17 protein-coding genes are annotated in these 17,694 nt (G+C 38.9%); 1 reads left to right on the top strand and 16 read right to left on the bottom strand.

What is annotated here, in order from left to right:
• The 12 genes from smc to ACIP9W_RS08825 form a co-directional block, all read right to left on the bottom strand.
• Nucleotides 1–3,555, bottom strand: coding sequence for a chromosome segregation protein SMC (gene smc, locus ACIP9W_RS08880; protein ID WP_400788321.1), 3,555 nt, complete (start codon nt 3,553–3,555; stop codon nt 1–3).
• 3 nt (nt 3,556–3,558) lie between these two features.
• Nucleotides 3,559–4,317, bottom strand: a complete 759-nt coding sequence (gene rnc / locus ACIP9W_RS08875; protein ID WP_142537735.1) for a ribonuclease III — start codon at nt 4,315–4,317, stop codon at nt 3,559–3,561.
• Between the two features lie 142 nt (nt 4,318–4,459).
• Nucleotides 4,460–4,696: an acyl carrier protein gene (acpP, locus tag ACIP9W_RS08870; RefSeq protein WP_142537734.1), complete on the bottom strand. Its 237-nt coding sequence runs from the start codon at nt 4,694–4,696 to the stop codon at nt 4,460–4,462.
• Between the two features lie 57 nt (nt 4,697–4,753).
• Nucleotides 4,754–5,500, bottom strand: a complete 747-nt coding sequence (fabG, locus tag ACIP9W_RS08865) for a 3-oxoacyl-[acyl-carrier-protein] reductase (RefSeq protein ID WP_093263359.1) — start codon at nt 5,498–5,500, stop codon at nt 4,754–4,756.
• On the bottom strand, nt 5,493–6,443 hold the full coding sequence (gene fabD / locus ACIP9W_RS08860) for an ACP S-malonyltransferase (RefSeq protein ID WP_400788318.1): 951 nt from the start codon (nt 6,441–6,443) through the stop codon (nt 5,493–5,495). The genes fabG and fabD overlap by 8 nt, the downstream gene beginning before the upstream one ends.
• On the bottom strand, nt 6,436–7,431 hold the full coding sequence (gene plsX / locus ACIP9W_RS08855; protein ID WP_400788316.1) for a phosphate acyltransferase PlsX: 996 nt from the start codon (nt 7,429–7,431) through the stop codon (nt 6,436–6,438). Before plsX ends, fabD begins: the two co-directional genes overlap by 8 nt.
• A 16-nt stretch (nt 7,432–7,447) precedes the next feature.
• Nucleotides 7,448–8,014 carry a transcription factor FapR gene (fapR, locus tag ACIP9W_RS08850; RefSeq protein ID WP_142537730.1) on the bottom strand — a complete coding sequence of 189 codons (567 nt, stop codon included), beginning with the start codon at nt 8,012–8,014 and terminating at the stop codon, nt 7,448–7,450.
• A gap of 95 nt (nt 8,015–8,109) precedes the next feature.
• Nucleotides 8,110–10,158, bottom strand: coding sequence for an ATP-dependent DNA helicase RecG (recG, locus tag ACIP9W_RS08845; protein WP_400788313.1), 2,049 nt, complete (start codon nt 10,156–10,158; stop codon nt 8,110–8,112).
• Nucleotides 10,148–11,047, bottom strand: coding sequence for an L-serine ammonia-lyase, iron-sulfur-dependent, subunit alpha (sdaAA, locus tag ACIP9W_RS08840; RefSeq protein WP_400788310.1), 900 nt, complete (start codon nt 11,045–11,047; stop codon nt 10,148–10,150). The genes recG and sdaAA overlap by 11 nt, the downstream gene beginning before the upstream one ends.
• 12 nt (nt 11,048–11,059) lie before the next feature.
• Entirely contained in the window at nt 11,060–11,722 is a 663-nt protein-coding gene (sdaAB, locus tag ACIP9W_RS08835) for an L-serine ammonia-lyase, iron-sulfur-dependent subunit beta (protein ID WP_282245445.1), read from the bottom strand.
• 387 nt (nt 11,723–12,109) lie between these two features.
• On the bottom strand, nt 12,110–13,765 hold the full coding sequence (locus ACIP9W_RS08830; protein WP_400788308.1) for a DAK2 domain-containing protein: 1,656 nt from the start codon (nt 13,763–13,765) through the stop codon (nt 12,110–12,112).
• Nucleotides 13,766–13,781: 16 nt separating this feature from the next.
• Entirely contained in the window at nt 13,782–14,144 is a 363-nt protein-coding gene (locus ACIP9W_RS08825; protein ID WP_142537725.1) for an Asp23/Gls24 family envelope stress response protein, read from the bottom strand.
• 831 nt (nt 14,145–14,975) lie between these two features.
• On the opposite strand from ACIP9W_RS08825, the gene rpmB reads away from it, so the two are divergent.
• Nucleotides 14,976–15,164, top strand: a complete 189-nt coding sequence (gene rpmB, locus ACIP9W_RS08820; protein ID WP_142537723.1) for a 50S ribosomal protein L28 — start codon at nt 14,976–14,978, stop codon at nt 15,162–15,164.
• A gap of 204 nt (nt 15,165–15,368) precedes the next feature.
• Here the strand turns inward: rpmB and spoVM are convergent, their stop codons facing one another.
• Genes spoVM through rsgA form a run of 4 tightly spaced genes read right to left on the bottom strand, consistent with a single transcriptional unit; the run spans nt 15,369 to nt 17,682 of the window.
• A complete protein-coding gene (spoVM, locus tag ACIP9W_RS08815) occupies nt 15,369–15,461 on the bottom strand; it encodes a stage V sporulation protein SpoVM (RefSeq protein WP_142537722.1) in 93 nt (30 codons plus the stop codon).
• A gap of 15 nt (nt 15,462–15,476) precedes the next feature.
• On the bottom strand, nt 15,477–16,133 hold the full coding sequence (locus tag ACIP9W_RS08810) for a thiamine diphosphokinase (protein ID WP_400788305.1): 657 nt from the start codon (nt 16,131–16,133) through the stop codon (nt 15,477–15,479).
• A complete protein-coding gene (gene rpe / locus ACIP9W_RS08805) occupies nt 16,130–16,798 on the bottom strand; it encodes a ribulose-phosphate 3-epimerase (protein WP_400788303.1) in 669 nt (222 codons plus the stop codon). Before rpe ends, ACIP9W_RS08810 begins: the two co-directional genes overlap by 4 nt.
• A 2-nt stretch (nt 16,799–16,800) precedes the next feature.
• Nucleotides 16,801–17,682: a ribosome small subunit-dependent GTPase A gene (gene rsgA, locus ACIP9W_RS08800; RefSeq protein ID WP_400788300.1), complete on the bottom strand. Its 882-nt coding sequence runs from the start codon at nt 17,680–17,682 to the stop codon at nt 16,801–16,803.
• Between the last annotated feature and the right edge of the window lie 12 nt (nt 17,683–17,694).

Below are 17,694 nucleotides of genomic sequence, written 5' to 3'. Positions count from 1 at the left end.
TTACGTCACTAATTGTTCTTCTAGTTTAACAGAAACTAATTTAGAAATTCCGGATTCTTGCATCGTAATACCATACAAAACATCCGCGCCTTCCATCGTTCCTTTTCGATGGGTAATCACGATAAACTGTGTATCATGACTGAATTTTTTCAAGTATTCACTATAACGAGTGACATTTGCTTCATCTAGCGCCGCTTCTACCTCATCCAAAATACAGAATGGTACTGGTCTTGTATGGAGAATAGCAAACAACAAAGCAATCGCTGTAAGCGCCCGCTCCCCACCTGACAACAAGGAAAGGTTTTGCAATTTCTTACCTGGAGGCTGAGCGATAATATCAATACCAGTATCTAGTAATGAAGTTGGGTCCGTAAGGATAAGGTCAGCCTGCCCACCACCGAATAATTCACGGAATACTACTTTAAAATGTTTCTGTATTTCCTGGAAGGTAGTTTCAAAACGAATCGTCATTTCTTCGTCCATCTCTTTTATCACTTCATGCAATGTTTCTTGAGCAGAGAGCAAATCCTCTCTTTGTTCAGTCAAAAATGCATGACGTTCACTGACCTGTTCGAATTCTTGAATGGATCCTAAATTAATCGGTCCAAGCTCTTCAATAGAAAGTTTTAATAGCTTCACTTTTTTGCGAGCCAAATCTTCTTCTAGATCAAACGGGAAATCGCGTTCAGCCTCTTCTAAAGTCATTTCATACGTATCTTCTAGATGATTTTGTAAAGTATGCATCTCTACTTCTAGCTTACTTAGCTTAATCTCTAGTTCTCGTTCCACATTTGCATGAAGGTTTGCTTCAGTTTGTACAGATTTCAAGGTATGCTCGAATTTACTTATTTGATGCACAAGGTCCAGCCTATTTGTTTTGCCAGACTGAATTTGTTCGATCAATTGATCCTTTTTCTCTTTCAATTGACCGATCAGTAAAACAAGCTCTTCTGCAGAAGTACCACCTTGTTCATCATTTTCATACCATGCAATTTCTTTTTGTAATGACTCCACTTTTTGGGTACTCGTCAAAATGGAGCTTTCCAGCTGCGCTTTTTCTTTTTCTTGCTGGGAAACTTGTTCGTTTACGACAGCGATATGAGATAGTAGCTCCCCAAGTTCATTTTGAAACTTATCTTTTTCTTCAATCGATTGTTGTTTCAACAATTGTAGTTGGTCAATTGTTTGAGTAATAGTAGCTAATGATTCCTTAATCTCCGCATTTCTAATTGCAGTTTGTTCTTTTTTACGAACTAGGTTCTCTTGTAAATGATTTTTTTCCGTTTTTTCCTCATCATATTCTAGTAATTGATGTGTAAGTCTAGAAATGATAGCGGCACATTCTCTCGTTTCGGAAAGTAGTCGAAGTTCCTCTCCTCGCAATGTCTCACCTGCAAGGCGAGTTTCCTCTAACTCAATTTTTAGCTGCTGAACTTCTTGCTTCCTAGAAGAAACGGCTTTTTCTGCCTGATATACAGACTTTTCTAGTTCAATAAGCTTGTCATTTAGTTGATCCAACTCTGCTTTACGTGTAAATAGCGATGATTGCTGTTTAACCGAACCACCGGTCAGTGATCCCCCTGCATTGACGACATCTCCGTCTAACGTGACAAATCGGTATTTATACTGTAAACGAGACGCCATTTCATTTGCGCCTTTTAAATCTTTTGCAATAATAATACTGCCAAGTAAATTTTCCACAATAATTTGATAGCCATCGCTATAGTTTACAAGCTTATCCGCTGTATTGACAAATGATGGATGTCCGCTAATCGAAGCTAAAGTATGCTCGTTTAATTTACGAGACTTCATCACTTGGAGTGGTAAAAATGTTGCTCTACCAACCCTTTTCTTTTTCAGCCATTCAATCGCCATTCGTGCATCTTGGCTCGTATCTGTAATAATATGCTGAGATTGTTGGCCAATAGCCGTATCGATTGCATTCATGTATTCATGTGGTATTTGGATCAGCTCTGCTACAGCTCCATGAATTCCTTGTAATTCCTTTTTGTCTCTAGCCTTTAATACTTCTTTTACTCCTTGGAAAAATCCGGAGAACTCAGATTCTAGCTCTTCTAGCGAGTCTTTTCTTGCCTGCATTTGATGCTTCATTTGATACGCTTTCTGAAGCATGGTTTGCTGCTCTTCAAATGTCGTCTCTAGTTGTTCTGATGCTTTTCTCTTCTGCCCAAAGTCATTTAGTTTTTGTTCTAATTCTTTTTGACAGGTTGCTAGCAATTTGTCTAATTCCTGTTTACGGGCAGTGAGTTTCTCTAACTCTTCTTTTATGTCGCGATAGTCTTCAATCATTTTTTCAGAAGAAACATGTTCAAAATGCAATTGCTGCTCCATATGCTTCATTTCATTTTTCATCGTTGCTTCTTCGTTCAATAGATCAATATACGTACTTTTCAACTCTTCTATTTCATCTTCTACTTCCGAGGCAGATTTACTTAATACAAGATCAATTTGATGCTTTTTAGCACGAAGCTCTTTTAACAGAAGTTGTTTTTCTGATTTAGAAACATTATTTTCTTTTAATTGGCGCTCAAAAGAAACAAGCTTTTCTTGTTCCTCTTCTAATGCCTTTCTTAGCTGAGAAATTTGCTGACTTGCATTATGCTGCTTTTCTGCGAGTAAAAGCTTACGACCTTCTAACCGTTCTAGTTCAGAGCTTGTCTCAACTAGTTCACTTTGTTCAGCGTCTAGCTTTTCGTCTATTTGGGACATTGTTTTTCGATCTTTTTGGATGGAAGTTTCCATCTTATGAATTTGTTCTAAAAGTGATTGTTTTGTTTCTTCCATCGCTTGTAATTTACTATGTAATGTAGCATTTTCTTGAACATATAATCGTAAATCATGTGCAATTACAGCAATCTCAATACCTTTTAGCTCCTCGGACATTCGTAAATAGTCAGATGCAAGAGAAGACTGAATTTGTAAAGGCTCCATCCGACCATCTAGTTCATGTAATATATCTAGTACACGATTTAAATTATCATCTGTTTCGATCAGTTTAAATTCTGCTTTCTTTTTACGCTGCTTGTATTTTAGTACTCCAGCAGTTTCCTCAAAAATAGTTCTTCTATCTTCCGGACGGCTATTTAAAATCTCATCGACCCGGCCCTGTGAAATAATGGAGAAAGCTTCTTTTCCAAGACCAGAATCCATAAACAAATCGGTAATATCCTTCAACCTGCATGATTGTTTGTTCAATAAATATTCGCTATCGCCGGATCTAAAAACCCTTCTAGTTACGCTAATTTCTGCAAAATCAAGCGAAACTAAATTGTCCGAGTTATCTAGTATCAATGTAACTTCAGCAAAGTTTAGGGCTTTTCTAGAATCACTTCCTGCAAAAATAACATCTTCCATTTTCGCACCACGTAATGATTTAGCAGATTGTTCCCCTAGTACCCAACGTATTGCATCGGTCACATTACTTTTTCCACTACCATTTGGACCTACAACCGCTGTAACTCCCGGTACAAAATCTATACCAATTCGGTCTGCAAATGACTTAAAACCAATAATTTCTAATCTTTTAAGGAACAATGATTATTCCCCCTGTTCTTGATCCTTTATTGCAAGTATTGCTAGTCTTGCTGCTTGTTGCTCTGCTTCTTTTTTGGAACGACCTTTACCAATACCTAATTCTTTCGCGTTTAGTAAGACACGCGAAACGAACGTACGATTATGCGCCGGTCCTTTTTCCTCTACAATTTCATAGCTTAGTGTTCCATTATTATGCTGTTGAACAACCTCTTGTAACTGACTTTTATAATCCATCACATGCGAAAAAGCACCGAGTTCTATTTTCGGAAAGACAATTTTTTGTAAGAAGGAGACGACTTCATCTAACCCCTGATCCAAATATAATGCGCCAACAAACGCCTCAAACACGTCTGCAAGTAACGCCGGTCTTTCTCGTCCGCCTGTTAGTTCCTCTCCTTTTCCAAGCAATACATATTTACCAAAGTTTAACTCATTAGCAAATAACACAAGTGAAGGCTCACAAACGATTGCCGCACGGAGCTTTGTTAACTCCCCTTCACTCATCATTGTATATTGTTGAAACAAATATTGGGAAACAGATAATTCTAATACGGCGTCACCAAGAAATTCTAAGCGTTCATTATCGGCAAAAAATTTCCGTCGATGCTCATTCACATAGGATGAATGGGTAAAGGCTTGATACAATAGTGCTGGATTATTAAATTGAATTTGAAAATGCTGTTGAAACTGTTCAAACTTTTCTTTTACATTTTCAGAGAATACTGCTTTTCTGATTTGATTATTTTTGCGATTTACTTTCATGAATAATCTGCCTTCCTCACTTTTTTCACTTTTTCACGTATGCTTTTAAGTTTACCTGTTTATAAAGCATTGTGCAAAAAGAAATAGAGACGTCCTACTTATTCACCTGGAATAATAGAACGTCTCTTTTCGCTATTTGTCATTAGCTTTGTTTACTTTCAATATAGCTAACTGCACTACCTACAGTTGAAATGTTTTCAGCATCTTCATCTGAAATTTCCATATCGAACTCATCTTCCAGTTCCATTACTAATTCAACTACATCTAGGGAGTCAGCACCTAGATCATCACGGAAAGATGCTTCTAGTTTCACTTCGCTTTCGTCTACACCTAGACGATCCACGATTACTTTTGTTACGCGTTCTAATACTGTTGACACATTAGTCACCTCCCCTCAATGATTATACAAAATTCTCTCGTCTAATGAAAGAGGAGATTACATGAACATTCCGCCGTTTACATGTAATGTTTGTCCTGTAATATAGTTTGCATCATCGGAAGCTAAAAACGCAACTGCTTTTGCAATATCTTCTGTATTACCAAACTTAGCAAGCGGGATTTGGCTCAACATTTGTGCCTTCACTTCTTCCGGAAGTGCATCTGTCATATCTGTTGTGATAAATCCTGGTGCCACAGAGTTCACCGTTATATTACGACTTGCTAGCTCTAGTGCAGACGTTTTGGTTAATCCAATAACGCCAGCTTTAGCCGCTACATAATTCGCTTGCCCTGGATTACCTGATACACCAACAATGGACGTAATATTAATAATACGGCCAGCACGTTGCTTCATCATTTGTCTTGTGACAGCTTTCGTGCATAAAAATACGCCTTTTAAGTTCGTATTAAGCACATCGTCCCATTCTTGCTCTTTCATACGCATTAGTAGATTATCGCGTGTAATACCTGCATTATTTACTAGAATATCAATCGAACCGAATTGTTCAAGTGTAGCACTCACCAATTCTTTAATATCTTCTGATTGATCTACATTTGCTTGAATCGCAAATGCTTCGCCACCAAGTGCTTTGATTTCTTCTACTACCGCTTCTGCTTTTTCTTTGCTTCCGCTATAGTTAACCGCAACTTTTGCACCTTCTTTTGCTAGGTATAGCGCAATATCTTTTCCAATCCCGCGAGATGCTCCTGTAACGATTGCTGATTTTCCGTCTAATTTACCCATTTACATTCTCTCCTAACAAGTCCATTACTTGCTGCAATGATTCCTCATCATGTACACAATACGTCGTAACAGAACGATCGATTTTTTTCACTAATCCACTTAATACTTTTCCTGGACCACATTCGATAAATGTAGTGACACCAAGATCGATCATTTTCCCGATGGATTCTTCCCATCGTACAGGTGAATAAAGCTGCTCCACTAATAGGTTTTTAATAGTCGCGCTTTCAGTCACCGGAAGTGCGGTTACATTCGAAATAACTGGAATTTCCGCTTCTTTTAAGTCAAGCGAAGAGATGGCATCATCTAATTTAGCTGCTGCTGGTCGCATTAACTCAGAATGGAATGGCCCGCTTACTACTAATGGGATTGCTCTTTTCGCACCAGCTTCTTTTGCTTTAGCAGAAGCTTCTTCCACTCCAGTAGCAGTTCCAGAAATAACGATTTGCCCTGGGCAATTTAGGTTGGCTACTTGTACAGTTTCGCCATTTGCAGACACTTCTTTCGTTACGTCGATTAACGAGTCTTTGTCTAGCCCTAAAATAGCAGCCATTGCCCCTTCTCCAGCAGGTACTGCTTCATTCATAAAAAGTCCTCTTTTATGAACTAATAAAACAGCATCTTCAAAGCTCATTACACCTGAAGCTACAAGTGCAGAATACTCTCCTAGACTGTGCCCAGCCGTATAATCTGGAGTGATGCCCGCATCTAACAATTTTTTCGCAACCATTGTACTAGTTGTCAGTAGAGCAGGTTGCGCATTGTAAGTTTTTGTTAATTCCTCCGCTGGACCTTCTAGCATAATGTTCGATAAAGAAAATCCTAATACTTCATCCGCTTGCTCATAATATTTTTTACTATCTTCGTTACTTTCAATCAGTTGCTGACCCATCCCAACAGATTGGGAGCCTTGTCCTGGAAAAATAAATGCAATTTTAGTCATTGGATAATTCCTTTCTTAATGTACTATGAATAATTCCACACACGTCGTACTCCACCATCGTTCTTGCTTGGCGGATTGCATGGAAAATAGCGTTCGCATTGGAAGAACCATGCGCTTTAATAACAGGCGCTTTTAAACCAAATAATCCCGCACCACCATACTCCGTATAGTCTAGCTTGTTTTTCAATCCACGAAGCTGGTCTTTTACTAATAAAGCAGAGAGTTTTGTTTTGGTAGAAGTATTAAACGCTTCTTTCAGCAGAGTAAAAATGCTTGATGCCGTACCTTCAATTGTTTTTAAAACCATATTACCTGTAAAACCATCTGTTACGACTACATCTGCAACGCCATTTAACAAATCCCGAGACTCTACATTGCCGATAAAGTTAATCGGTGCATTTTTCAATAATTCGAATGCAGCTTTTGTTAAATCGTTTCCTTTTATATCTTCTGTACCGATATTTAATAGTCCTACACGAGGGTTTGCAATGCCACGAACTTTTTCCGCATAGACACTTCCCATAACCGCGAACTGCTCTAAATGCTCCGGCTTTGCATCTGAATTTGCTCCTAAATCCAGCATAACAAATCCTGTTCCATCGAGCGTCGGCAAAGTAGGGGCAAGCGCCGGACGATCTACTTGGTCAATACGTCCAACAACAAACAAACCAGCAGCCATTAATGCACCTGTGTTCCCAGCTGACACACAAGCATCTGATTCACCGTTTTTCACAGATTCAGCCATTTTGACTAAGGAAGAATTTTTCTTTCTTCGAATGGCACGTACAGGTTCATCCGTCCCTTCTATCACTTCCTCGGTATGGATTACTTTTAATCGGTCATGTACTTTAAGGAGGGGATTTAACTGTTGTTCGTTCCCATACAATTGGATTTCAATATCATCAAAAGCTTGTAGCGCTTCATATACACCTTTTACAATTTCATGCGGGGCATTATCTCCCCCCATTGCATCAATGGAAATTTTCATTTGTCATCACCTTTATTTAAGACTTTGTTACTCGGTACATACTAAATTGACCGATAAAAACGGTATCATTTTCTACTTTACTAGTCACTTCGATTAACGTACTATTTTTTTCTGTATCGCTAGATAGAACGACTGCTTTTGCAATTACTCTATCTCCTGCTTTAACAGGTTTCACAAACGTAATCGTAGATTTTCGAGTAAGTGCTAATTCATCATTTATAACAGCTACAGCTAAGGAATTTGCTTGTGCAAACAAGTGATGCCCCCTTGCAATGCCATTTCTTGCAAATACATGGTCTTGGGTAATATCCAATATAGAAATAGCTTGTTTATCTAAATCGATATCGATAATTTCTCCAATTACCTCATTTAGCGGAAGTGACTTAACTTCTTCTCCAAAATTATGTGCCGCTACTGATTTTATTCGTTCACGTAATTCAGGGATAGATAACTCCATTCGATCAAGACGAATCGTTTGAACGCTTACGTTAAAGGTCGAAGCCAATTGTTCATCTGTGATAAATGGATTTTTCTCTAATGTCTCTAGAAGTAGTTGCTGTCTGTCTTTTTTAGTGTATTTCATCCAATCACCACCATTTTAGCACTTGGTACTAATATCAGTATATAAATATTAAAAAAAGAATGCAAGAATAGATTCACATCCATCTCGCATTCTTTTTAATCGATACGTTCTCCATCTAGCGCTTTTGAATGGATAAGAATGGTTCGGAGAGCTTCCATTTCCTCGGACTCCCAAAATTCATCCGAGCTTAAAAGCTTCTCAGCATCCACCTTTGCCGTATTAAGCGCTCGATAATCATGCACAAGATCTGCCATTTTAAATTCGGGCAAACCGCTTTGCTTTCGACCGAAAAAGTCTCCAGGTCCTCTTAGTTCTAAATCTTTTTCTGCTAAAACAAACCCATCATTTGTTTCGGTCATGGACATCATGCGCTCTTTTCCTTCTTCTGATTTCGGATCAGCTAGTAATATACAATACGATTGATGCTCCCCACGGCCTACACGACCTCTGAGCTGATGAAGCTGTGCAAGGCCAAAACGCTCCGCATCAAAAATAATCATAAATGTCGCATTGGGCACATTCACACCAACTTCCACAACTGTGGTAGAAACGAGTACTTTCACTTCTCCATCTGAGAAGCTACGCATCACTTCGTCTTTCTCATCCGGGTGTAAGCGACCATGCATGAGGCCAACCGAATAATCAGCGCCCAGTTCAGCTGCCATCATATTGTACACATCTACTGCATTTTGAACATCTAACTTTTCCGATTCCTCGATAAGCGGACAAATAATATAGGCTTGTCTTCCTTTTGCCAATTCCGCTTTTAAGCGAACGATCAATTTATGGAGTTGCTCTTGCTTCATCCAATATGTATCTATTTTTTTACGGCCAGCGGGCATTTCATCGATAATAGAGACATCCATTTCTCCAAAAGCAGTAATGGCTAAAGTTCTTGGAATAGGAGTTGCCGTCATAAACAATACATCTGGATTTTCGCCTTTTTCTTTTAATACTCTTCTTTGCTCGACACCAAAACGATGCTGTTCATCCGTAATTACTAAGCCAAGCTGTTTAAATACCACATCTGGCTGTATTAAAGCATGTGTTCCGATCAATAAATCGATATTTCCTGCTTCTAAGTTTTCAAGTACTGTTCGACGAGCTTTCGTTTTGGTCGACCCTGTAAGCAAAGCAATTTTGATACCAATTGGTGCTAGCCACTCATCTAAAGAGCTGGCATGTTGTTCAGCCAAAATTTCTGTAGGCGCCATCAGCGCACCTTGATACCCGGCTGTAATTGCTGCATACAAACAAATCGCCGCCACAATCGTTTTACCAGAACCTACATCTCCCTGAAGTAATCGATTCATCCGATGTGGTTCTTTCAAATCACGGCAAATCTCATTTACGACTCTTTTTTGTGCGTTTGTTAGTTCATACGGCAATGTTTCTATTAACTTTTTCAGTTTTTCATTATCGAATGCTATACTATTTCCTACATTTTGTTCTTTGCGAGCTTTTTTTATTGCTTGCATTTTCAACTGAAAAATGAGCAATTCTTCATACACAAAGCGTCTTCGTGCATTTTTCGAATGCTCTACATTTTGAGGGAAATGTATCCCTTCCAATGCTTCCGATATATCCGGCAGTCGATAAGGACCCTTTATCGATTCTGGTAAAGGGTCTATTAAATGACCATTCACTTCATCTAACGCTTGACGCATAAATTTACGGAAGACCTTTTGGCTTATTAAACCTTTTAACGAATAAACCGGTTCAAAGTCTTGTTGATCTGTTTTAGGACCTGCTGAAAAAGCAGACACATTAATAACCTGTCTACCTCGATCCCATTTACCAGTTACGGTAACGATGGATCCTGGAATTATTTTATTTTTTAAATATGCTTGGTTGAAAAATACTGCTTTAATCAGATGCTGTCCCGCCAATAAACGAACTTGCATCCTAGATTTTTTCTGCCCTAAAAAAAGTAAGGAAGGCTCACTTTCGACCCTTCCTTCTACAGTAACACGCTCATTATGTGGTGTTTCTGCTATATTTTTTAATCGAAAATCCTCGTGTCGGTAAGGAAAAGTCATCACTAAATCTTCTAAAGTCTCAATACCGAGTTCTCGCAATGCGTTAGCAGATCCACTTCCCACTCCTTTTAAGGAAGTTACTAACTCATCTTTTTTAGTTACCACTAGTGACAACTGCTCCGCCGAAAATTTTCGCCTCTAACCATTTTCCAGTAGGAGTTGCCGCTAAACCGCCTTGAGCTGTTTCCTTTAAAGCAGTTGGCATTGTTTGTCCAATTTTATACATTGCGTCAATTACTTCATCACAAGGAATACGACTAGTGACACCAGCTAGCGCCATATCAGCTGCCACCAATGAATTCGAAGCACCCATTGCATTTCGCTTCACACAAGGAACTTCTACTAATCCCGCTACAGGATCGCAAACTAAACCAAGCATATTTTTTAACGTGATCGCAAATGCAGTAGAGCTTTGTTCCGGTGTTCCACCAGCCATTTCTACAATTGCTGCCGCTGCCATTCCCGCTGCTGACCCTACTTCTGCTTGACAGCCACCAGCCGCCCCAGAAATCGAAGCATTGTTCGCAACAACAAACCCGAATGCTCCCGCATTAAACAAATAACGAATCATTTGTTCTCTTGTCGGATTTAATTTATTTTTCACGGCGAATAAAGTACCTGGTACAACTCCCGCAGAACCTGCAGTTGGAGTAGCGCAAATAGTTCCCATTGCCGCATTTACTTCATTTGTAGCTACCGCTTTACTGACAGCATCTAGCATTAACTCCCCAGATAAAGTATTCCCTTTTTTCATATAAGCTTGAAGAAGTACTGCATCTCCTCCAGTTAAACCGGAAGTAGAGCGAACACCATTCAATCCTTTTTCAACCGCTTCTTCCATGACAGTCAAATTACGATCCATTTGAGCCATAATTTCTTCACGGGAACGACCTGTGATTAACATTTCTTGTTCTATCATAATTTCTGAAATGAGCTTTTGCTCACTATTCGCTCTATCTACTAACTCACGAACATTATGAAATAACACATCCATCTGACATCCCCCTTAATCTGCTATTCTCGTTACTTGTGTAATATTCGGTAGTTTACCAATTTCCTCAAGTATTTGCTCATCCACTGTTTGATCCACTTCTATAACCATTAACGCCATATTTCCTTTTTCTTTTCGAGAAACTTCCATATGACCAATATTTATATCGTACTTCGCTAAACAATTAGCTACATTTGCAATACAACCAGATCTGTCTTCGTGCACTACTAAAATGGCTGCTAAATTACCAGAAAGTCGTAATGGAAATCCATTTAACTCGGTAATTTCAGTTTTCCCACCACCAATAGAGATACCAACCATGGACATTTCCTGCTGGCCATCGCCAATAACGATGCGCGCGGTATTTGGATGCTCTGTATTTGCCGTCTCCGGTATAAACTCAAAAGTAAGCCCTAATTTTTCCGCATCTTCAAAAGCCGTTTTAATGCGCTCATCAAATGTATCATAATCGAGCAATCCGCCAATTATGGCCACATCTGTACCATGTCCTTTATACGTTTCTGCAAAAGATCCATATAAATGTATTTTTGCCCATGTAGGCTGTTTTCCAAATAAATCCCTTGCCACTCGACCAATTCGTGCTGCTCCTGCCGTATGGGAAGAGGATGGTCCAATCATAACGGGTCCAATTATGTCAAAAACGGATTTGAATTTCAATGCATAGACCTCCAGTTGACTATTATATTTATCTTCTATTTTACACCTAAAATACTAAATTAACAAAAGGATTAAACTAGAGTAACCTCTCTGTCTTCTTTCCTTGCTACTTACTTGAAAAAATATGAAACAACATACACTGTGATTTATCGCGCCGGTATTCGCTTTCAAGCGCAAACTGTGCCTCCAGCCGCTACATTACGTTCCAACATTTACTAATCTGATATAGCATATAGGAATAATTCATGGAATTCGTTAACTTATCAGTATGTTGAAAGCGACAACTCAACCAATGCACGCTACCAAAACAATCTAACGGGCTCTAACATTTTTAAATTCCTAGTGCATAAAAATACCACGGGAACTTCTTTTTCCCGTGGCATCGTATTATTCGACAGATAAAATATATGGATAAAGAGGTTGTTTACCGTTATAAACTTCCACTTCAACATCTTCATACTGTTCCTCGATGAATGTAGCAAAAGCATTTGCTTCTTCTTCTGAAACTTCTTCCCCGTAAATGATCGTAACGATTTCTGCATCTTCATCGATCAATGCTTTTGCTAAGCTTGTTGCAGATTCTTCTCGAGAAGGGTTTGATAAAATAATTTTCCCTTCTGCAAGTGCCATGAAGTCATCTTTTTTAATTTCCACACCATCAATTGACGTGTCACGTACCGCAAAAGTAACTTGTCCTGTTTTGACATGCGCAAACGCGTTTGTCATATTTTTTTGATTTTCTTCTACAGTTGCCTGCGGATTGAATGCTAAGATAGCTGCCATTCCTTGTGGGATTGTTTTTGTTGGTACAACAGCAGCTTCGATTCCTAACACTTCTGCCGCCTGCTCAGCAGCCATCACGATATTTTTGTTATTAGGTAATATTAATACGCGCTCTGCTCCAACAGCTTCAATTGCTTTGACGATATCTTCTGTGGAAGGATTCATTGTTTGACCACCTTCGATGACAGCAGATGCACCTAAGCTTTTAAGCAGGTCTGAAACGCCGCTTCCCATGGCAACTGTAACTACAGCGTATGGATGTACCTCTTGTTTTTTCGAAGGCGCTTCTTTAGCGAAATCATCGCCTACGATTTCCGAGTGTTGCTCGCGCATATTTTCAATTTTAATTTTGATCAAATCACCATATTGCTGACCATATGTTAATACGTCGCCTGGTGTTTCCGAGTGAATATGGATTTTCGCTACTTCTTCATCTGAAATGACTAATAAAGAATCTCCGAAGGCACTTAAATCATTACGAAACTGTGTCTCGTCAAATGCTTTTTTACCTTCTTCTAAACGGACCATAAATTCGGTACAGAAACCAAATTCAATGTCTGCCGTATCCATAAATCCTTGCACACTTTTATGATGCTCTGCACTTACTAAATCGTCCATCGAAGAAGCAACCGTTTTTTCAGGAAGCGCTTCCCCTCTCAAGCTAGCCAAAAAGCCCTCATAGACGAAAACAAGCCCTTGCCCACCACTATCTACTACACCTACTTCTTTTAACACTGGTAATAAATCAGGAGTTCTGTTTAACGATTGTTTCGCTTCTTCCACAACTTCTGCCATTAACGTACGAATGTCATCCTCTGTTTCACTTACTTCAACACCTTTTTTTGCAGCATCTTTTGCCACTGTTAGGATAGTACCTTCGACAGGCTTCATCACTGCTTTATATGCAGTTTCTACCCCATAGTTCAATGCTTGTGCAAATTGTTTGGCATTCAAAGTGTCATAACTCTCCACCGATTTTCCAAAACCTCTAAACAATTGCGATAAAATTACACCTGAATTACCACGTGCCCCCATAAGTAATCCTTTAGATAGGGCTTGTGCCGTTTTCCCGACATGCTCTCCTGTATGCGCAGCAGTTTCTTTTGCACCCGAAGTCATGGAAAGATTCATATTTGTTCCTGTATCCCCGTCCGGTACTGGAAACACATTTAGTGCGTCTACATAATCTGCGTTTTGAAAAAGATGATGCGCTCCCATCTTGACCATATCCGCAAATTGAATTCCATTAATTAATTTCATTATGTTCTCTCCTTATTCACACGTTTGCCACGCGGACTCCTTGTACATATACATTTACGGATTCCACTGACATTCCAAGAGATTTGTTAAGTGTGTATTTCACTTTCGATTGTATTTGATAAGCTATCTCAGAAATCTTCGTTCCGTAACTTACAATAATATACATATCAATATGTAGATTCTCTTTCTCTTGTCTCACAACTACACCTTTTGTGAAGTTTTCTTTTCTCAATATATCTGTTAGTCCGTCTCTTATTTGGTGCTTTGAGGCCATACCAACGATCCCATAGCACTCAATCGCAGCCCCGCCAGCAATTTGAGCAACTGCATCTTGCGATATATCAATTTGTCCGAATTCGTTTTTCAATTCAATTGACATGTTGAAACCTCCCAAGTCTTTTTGACTACCCATAATTGTACTACATCCATTGAAATTATAAAAGAAACGTTTCTTTTCGTCTATAGATTCAATGTTTGGGGAAACTGTATGGTAGTATGTTGAAGAAAGCGAGCGCTTAAATTTAGCACGTCGGCGCTTCGCTTTCCGGTAGCGAGACTCGCGCCCCCGCACTAAATACCTCCAATTAAGTAGTTGCATAATAAGTATCTCCAATAAATGGCTAAGGGCAACCAACAGCTGTCGAAAGCAACCAGTTCTAGTCTGAGAGCAACCAAACTACTGCCGAGAGCAATCAATGGCATTCTGAAAGCAACCAATTTACCCCTGAGAGCACTCATTTTTTCATAACACAAGTTTACTTGGAGTGAGACGCGGATATTAATGGACATTATTTAGGATTACTATACAAAGAGATTCCGCTATATTTACTTTATCTTGTTGGAGTATGGTTTTATCGCGTTCGCACGATGCTATGCTGAGTTATACCATTTACTGGAACTTAGTAGTTGCAAATACTTTCTAAGTCTTAATGTTAAACAGTGACGCTAAATAACTAGCATTATTAATTATGAGCGCTTAACCCGCATAATCCGTTGTATGAGACTCCTCTATGCAATGCAAAGTAAAGCAAGCGCGAAGGCTAGTGGAAACTCCCTAAAACGCTCTTTTCTTAAAGTGTACAGTTTTTGTCTGTAAAGGTTTTTTTCTTGATAAGGCTTGCGCATAGCAAAAGTCTGTGGTAAATTATTAAAGTATGTGAAATATCGAACTGAAAAATCTTTCAGCTTCTTTTAAGAGGAGGAAAATATAATGCCAAAAGTATGTGCAATCACTGGGCGTAAAGCTCGTACTGGTAATGCTCGTTCACACGCTATGAACGCTAACAAACGTACGTGGGGAGCAAACCTTCAAAAGGTACGTATCCTTGTTGATGGTAAACCTAAACGTGTATGGGTTTCTGCTAGAGCTTTAAAATCAGGAAAAGTTGAGCGCGTTTAATCGCACTCGTAATTAACACCAAGCTGACAATTGTCGGTTTGGTGTTATTTTATTTTCCCTCAAATTTATTTAAACTAAAACGATCCATTCACCTAATGAGCAGCCAGATCCTCTTTCAAAGCATCTAATTCCCGCATAGTTATTAAATACACAGACGAAAGTTCAAAAAAAGACCCCAAATATATTTGGAGTCCACTAAGTATTTCACTTCTTTACTTCTTCTTTTTTAAACAAACGAATACAAACTTTCATCAAACTACTGACGGATTTAGGCAATCTAAATGTGTAGACCTTCACACAATTCCTCCCCTTTTAGTCACTGCTTCTTATCATTAAACATATGCCAGCTATAAAAGAGATAGTACTTGTTCGTCCTTTTAGTTCATTACTAGTAAATTTTGCTGTACCCGCTGTAATATTTTCATCCGTGACATTGTAGAGAAAACCATTTAAAGAAATTTTCTCTACTTTTTCACCGAAAGAAAAAAAAGAAATGTATTTGTAATGGTCGTCTTGCTCGATTGCATGGCTTCCCGGCAACAAAAATCGGATGATGTTTTGATTGTTTTGAATGGAGAAATGAATATTCGAATGGTCTATTTGAAAGCGGCATATATCATGCAAGCTCGCTTCGTAGTGATCTAATCGACCACCAGTAACTCCCGTTAATATAATTTCGTCCGGTTCATATGTAAGTGCTTTTTGAATGGCTAGATGGGTATCCGTCTCATCTTTTTCTACTTGGAGCACTGTGACCTCACTTATTTGTTGCTTTACGAACTTTAATTCTTCTTCTGTAAGCGAATCGAAGTCCCCGATAATTTCAGTAGGTGTGATTCCTCTTTCCAATAAATGAAGGGCGCCTCGATCAGCTCCGATAAAAACAGTCTCTTCTTCTAAAAGAGGAAGCTGTTCAAAATCAACAACTTCCTCGACTGGCCCCCCAGAACAAACTATTACCCGTTTCATTTCGCTAATACGCTTATACCAGCTTCTTTAATCGCTTGTAAAGCTTTTCCTTTATCAGGTGCGTTATAAATAGCAGATCCCGCCACCAAAATAGTTGCTCCTGCCTCGACACAAGGTTTTATCGTTTCTTCATTAATCCCACCATCGATTTCAATCTCAATAGACAGGCTTCGTTCTCGAATAATATCTGCTAACTGTTTCACTTTCGGAACGACCGAATGAATAAATTTTTGGCCTCCAAAGCCTGGGTTAACAGTCATAAAGAGCACCATATCAATATCTTCCAGCACATGTTGAATGGTTTCAATTGGTGTATGTGGATTTAGTACTACACCTGGTTTAACACCAAATGACCGGATCAGCTGAATTGTTCGATGTAAATGAGGACAAGCTTCCACATGAACTGTAATATAGTCAGCACCTGCTTTTGCAAATGCTTCGATATATTGGTCTGCATTTTCAATCATTAAATGCACATCGAGCGGCAATTTTGTAAGCGGACGTAATGCTTCCACAACGATTGGTCCCATCGTAATGTTTGGTACGAAATGACCATCCATGACATCGATATGAATCAATTCTGCGCCTGCTTTTTCAACTTCTAATACTTCTTCTCCCAGTTTTGCGAAATTCGCTGCTAAGATAGATGGAGCTATTTTTACCATAATTAGTACCTCGGCTTTCTTTCTACTATTTCATCGAAAAACTGTAAATAATGCTTATATCGATATTCCTTAATCTCGCCTGATTCCACAGCTTCTTTTACTGCACATTTCGGTTCCTTTACATGCAGGCATTCTCTAAATTTACACGCATCTTGTTTTTCCACAAAGTCAGGAAAACATTTAGACAGCTCTTCCTTTTCCATCAGGTCAAACTCAAATGAGCTAAAACCTGGTGTATCAGCGAGTAAACCGCCACAAACTTCGATCAGCTCTACATGCCTTGTCGTATGTTTTCCACGGCCTAATGCATTGGAAATAACACCCGTTTTTAAATCTAGAGAAGGTAAAATCGTGTTTAAAAGTGTAGATTTACCGACACCTGATTGACCTGCAAGTACGGTCGTTTTATCTTTTAGTAGCGGTGCTATTTTTTCATCAAAAGCTGGATCATCCTTATATGTCATCAATACTTGATAACCGATTTGTTCATAGTCTTTTATATAAGCATCCATCGTTTTTTCCATTTGTTCGTCCATTAAATCACTTTTCGTTAAACAAATGATTGGTTCGATATAGAATGACTCAAGCACTACTAAAAAGCGATCCAATAAGATGGTATTGAAATCTGGTTCTTTTATCGAAAATACTAAAATCGCTTGATCTATGTTGGCAATTGGCGGGCGAACCAAATTATTTTTGCGTTCATGAATGACGGTAATCGTACCGTCATTTTCTCCCTCCACCGTATAATCTACGAAATCACCTACTAAAGGAGATTCCCCTCTGTTTCTGAAAACTCCTCTAGCACGGCATTGAATCATCTTTCCATCATCATATACATAATAAAATCCGCTTAATGCTTTTCTAATCTGACCTTGTGGCATCCGAAGCCTCCT

This window comes from Psychrobacillus sp. NPDC093180 (assembly GCF_044754065.1).
In the GTDB taxonomy this organism is placed as follows: Bacteria; Bacillota; Bacilli; order Bacillales_A; family Planococcaceae; genus Psychrobacillus.
This window is presented reverse-complemented; position numbering and strand designations above follow the sequence as displayed.

Excerpts from the sequence above, each read along its gene's own strand:
- ACIP9W_RS08825 (WP_142537725.1), bottom strand. The coding sequence starts at position 14,144 with ATGTCAATTGAATTGAAAAACGAATTCGGACAAATTGATATATCGCAA.
- ACIP9W_RS08830 (WP_400788308.1), bottom strand. The coding sequence starts at position 13,765 with ATGAAATTAATTAATGGAATTCAATTTGCGGATATGGTCAAGATGGGA.
- sdaAA (WP_400788310.1), bottom strand. The coding sequence starts at position 11,047 with ATGGATGTGTTATTTCATAATGTTCGTGAGTTAGTAGATAGAGCGAAT.
- fabG (WP_093263359.1), bottom strand. The coding sequence starts at position 5,500 with ATGGGTAAATTAGACGGAAAATCAGCAATCGTTACAGGAGCATCTCGC.
- fabD (WP_400788318.1), bottom strand. The coding sequence starts at position 6,443 with ATGACTAAAATTGCATTTATTTTTCCAGGACAAGGCTCCCAATCTGTT.
- rpe (WP_400788303.1), bottom strand. The coding sequence starts at position 16,798 with ATGGTAAAAATAGCTCCATCTATCTTAGCAGCGAATTTCGCAAAACTG.
- fapR (WP_142537730.1), bottom strand. The coding sequence starts at position 8,014 with ATGAAATACACTAAAAAAGACAGACAGCAACTACTTCTAGAGACATTA.
- rsgA (WP_400788300.1), bottom strand. The coding sequence starts at position 17,682 with ATGCCACAAGGTCAGATTAGAAAAGCATTAAGCGGATTTTATTATGTA.
- rpmB (WP_142537723.1), top strand. The coding sequence starts at position 14,976 with ATGCCAAAAGTATGTGCAATCACTGGGCGTAAAGCTCGTACTGGTAAT.
- plsX (WP_400788316.1), bottom strand. The coding sequence starts at position 7,431 with ATGAAAATTTCCATTGATGCAATGGGGGGAGATAATGCCCCGCATGAA.
- rnc (WP_142537735.1), bottom strand. The coding sequence starts at position 4,317 with ATGAAAGTAAATCGCAAAAATAATCAAATCAGAAAAGCAGTATTCTCT.
- ACIP9W_RS08810 (WP_400788305.1), bottom strand. The coding sequence starts at position 16,133 with ATGAAACGGGTAATAGTTTGTTCTGGGGGGCCAGTCGAGGAAGTTGTT.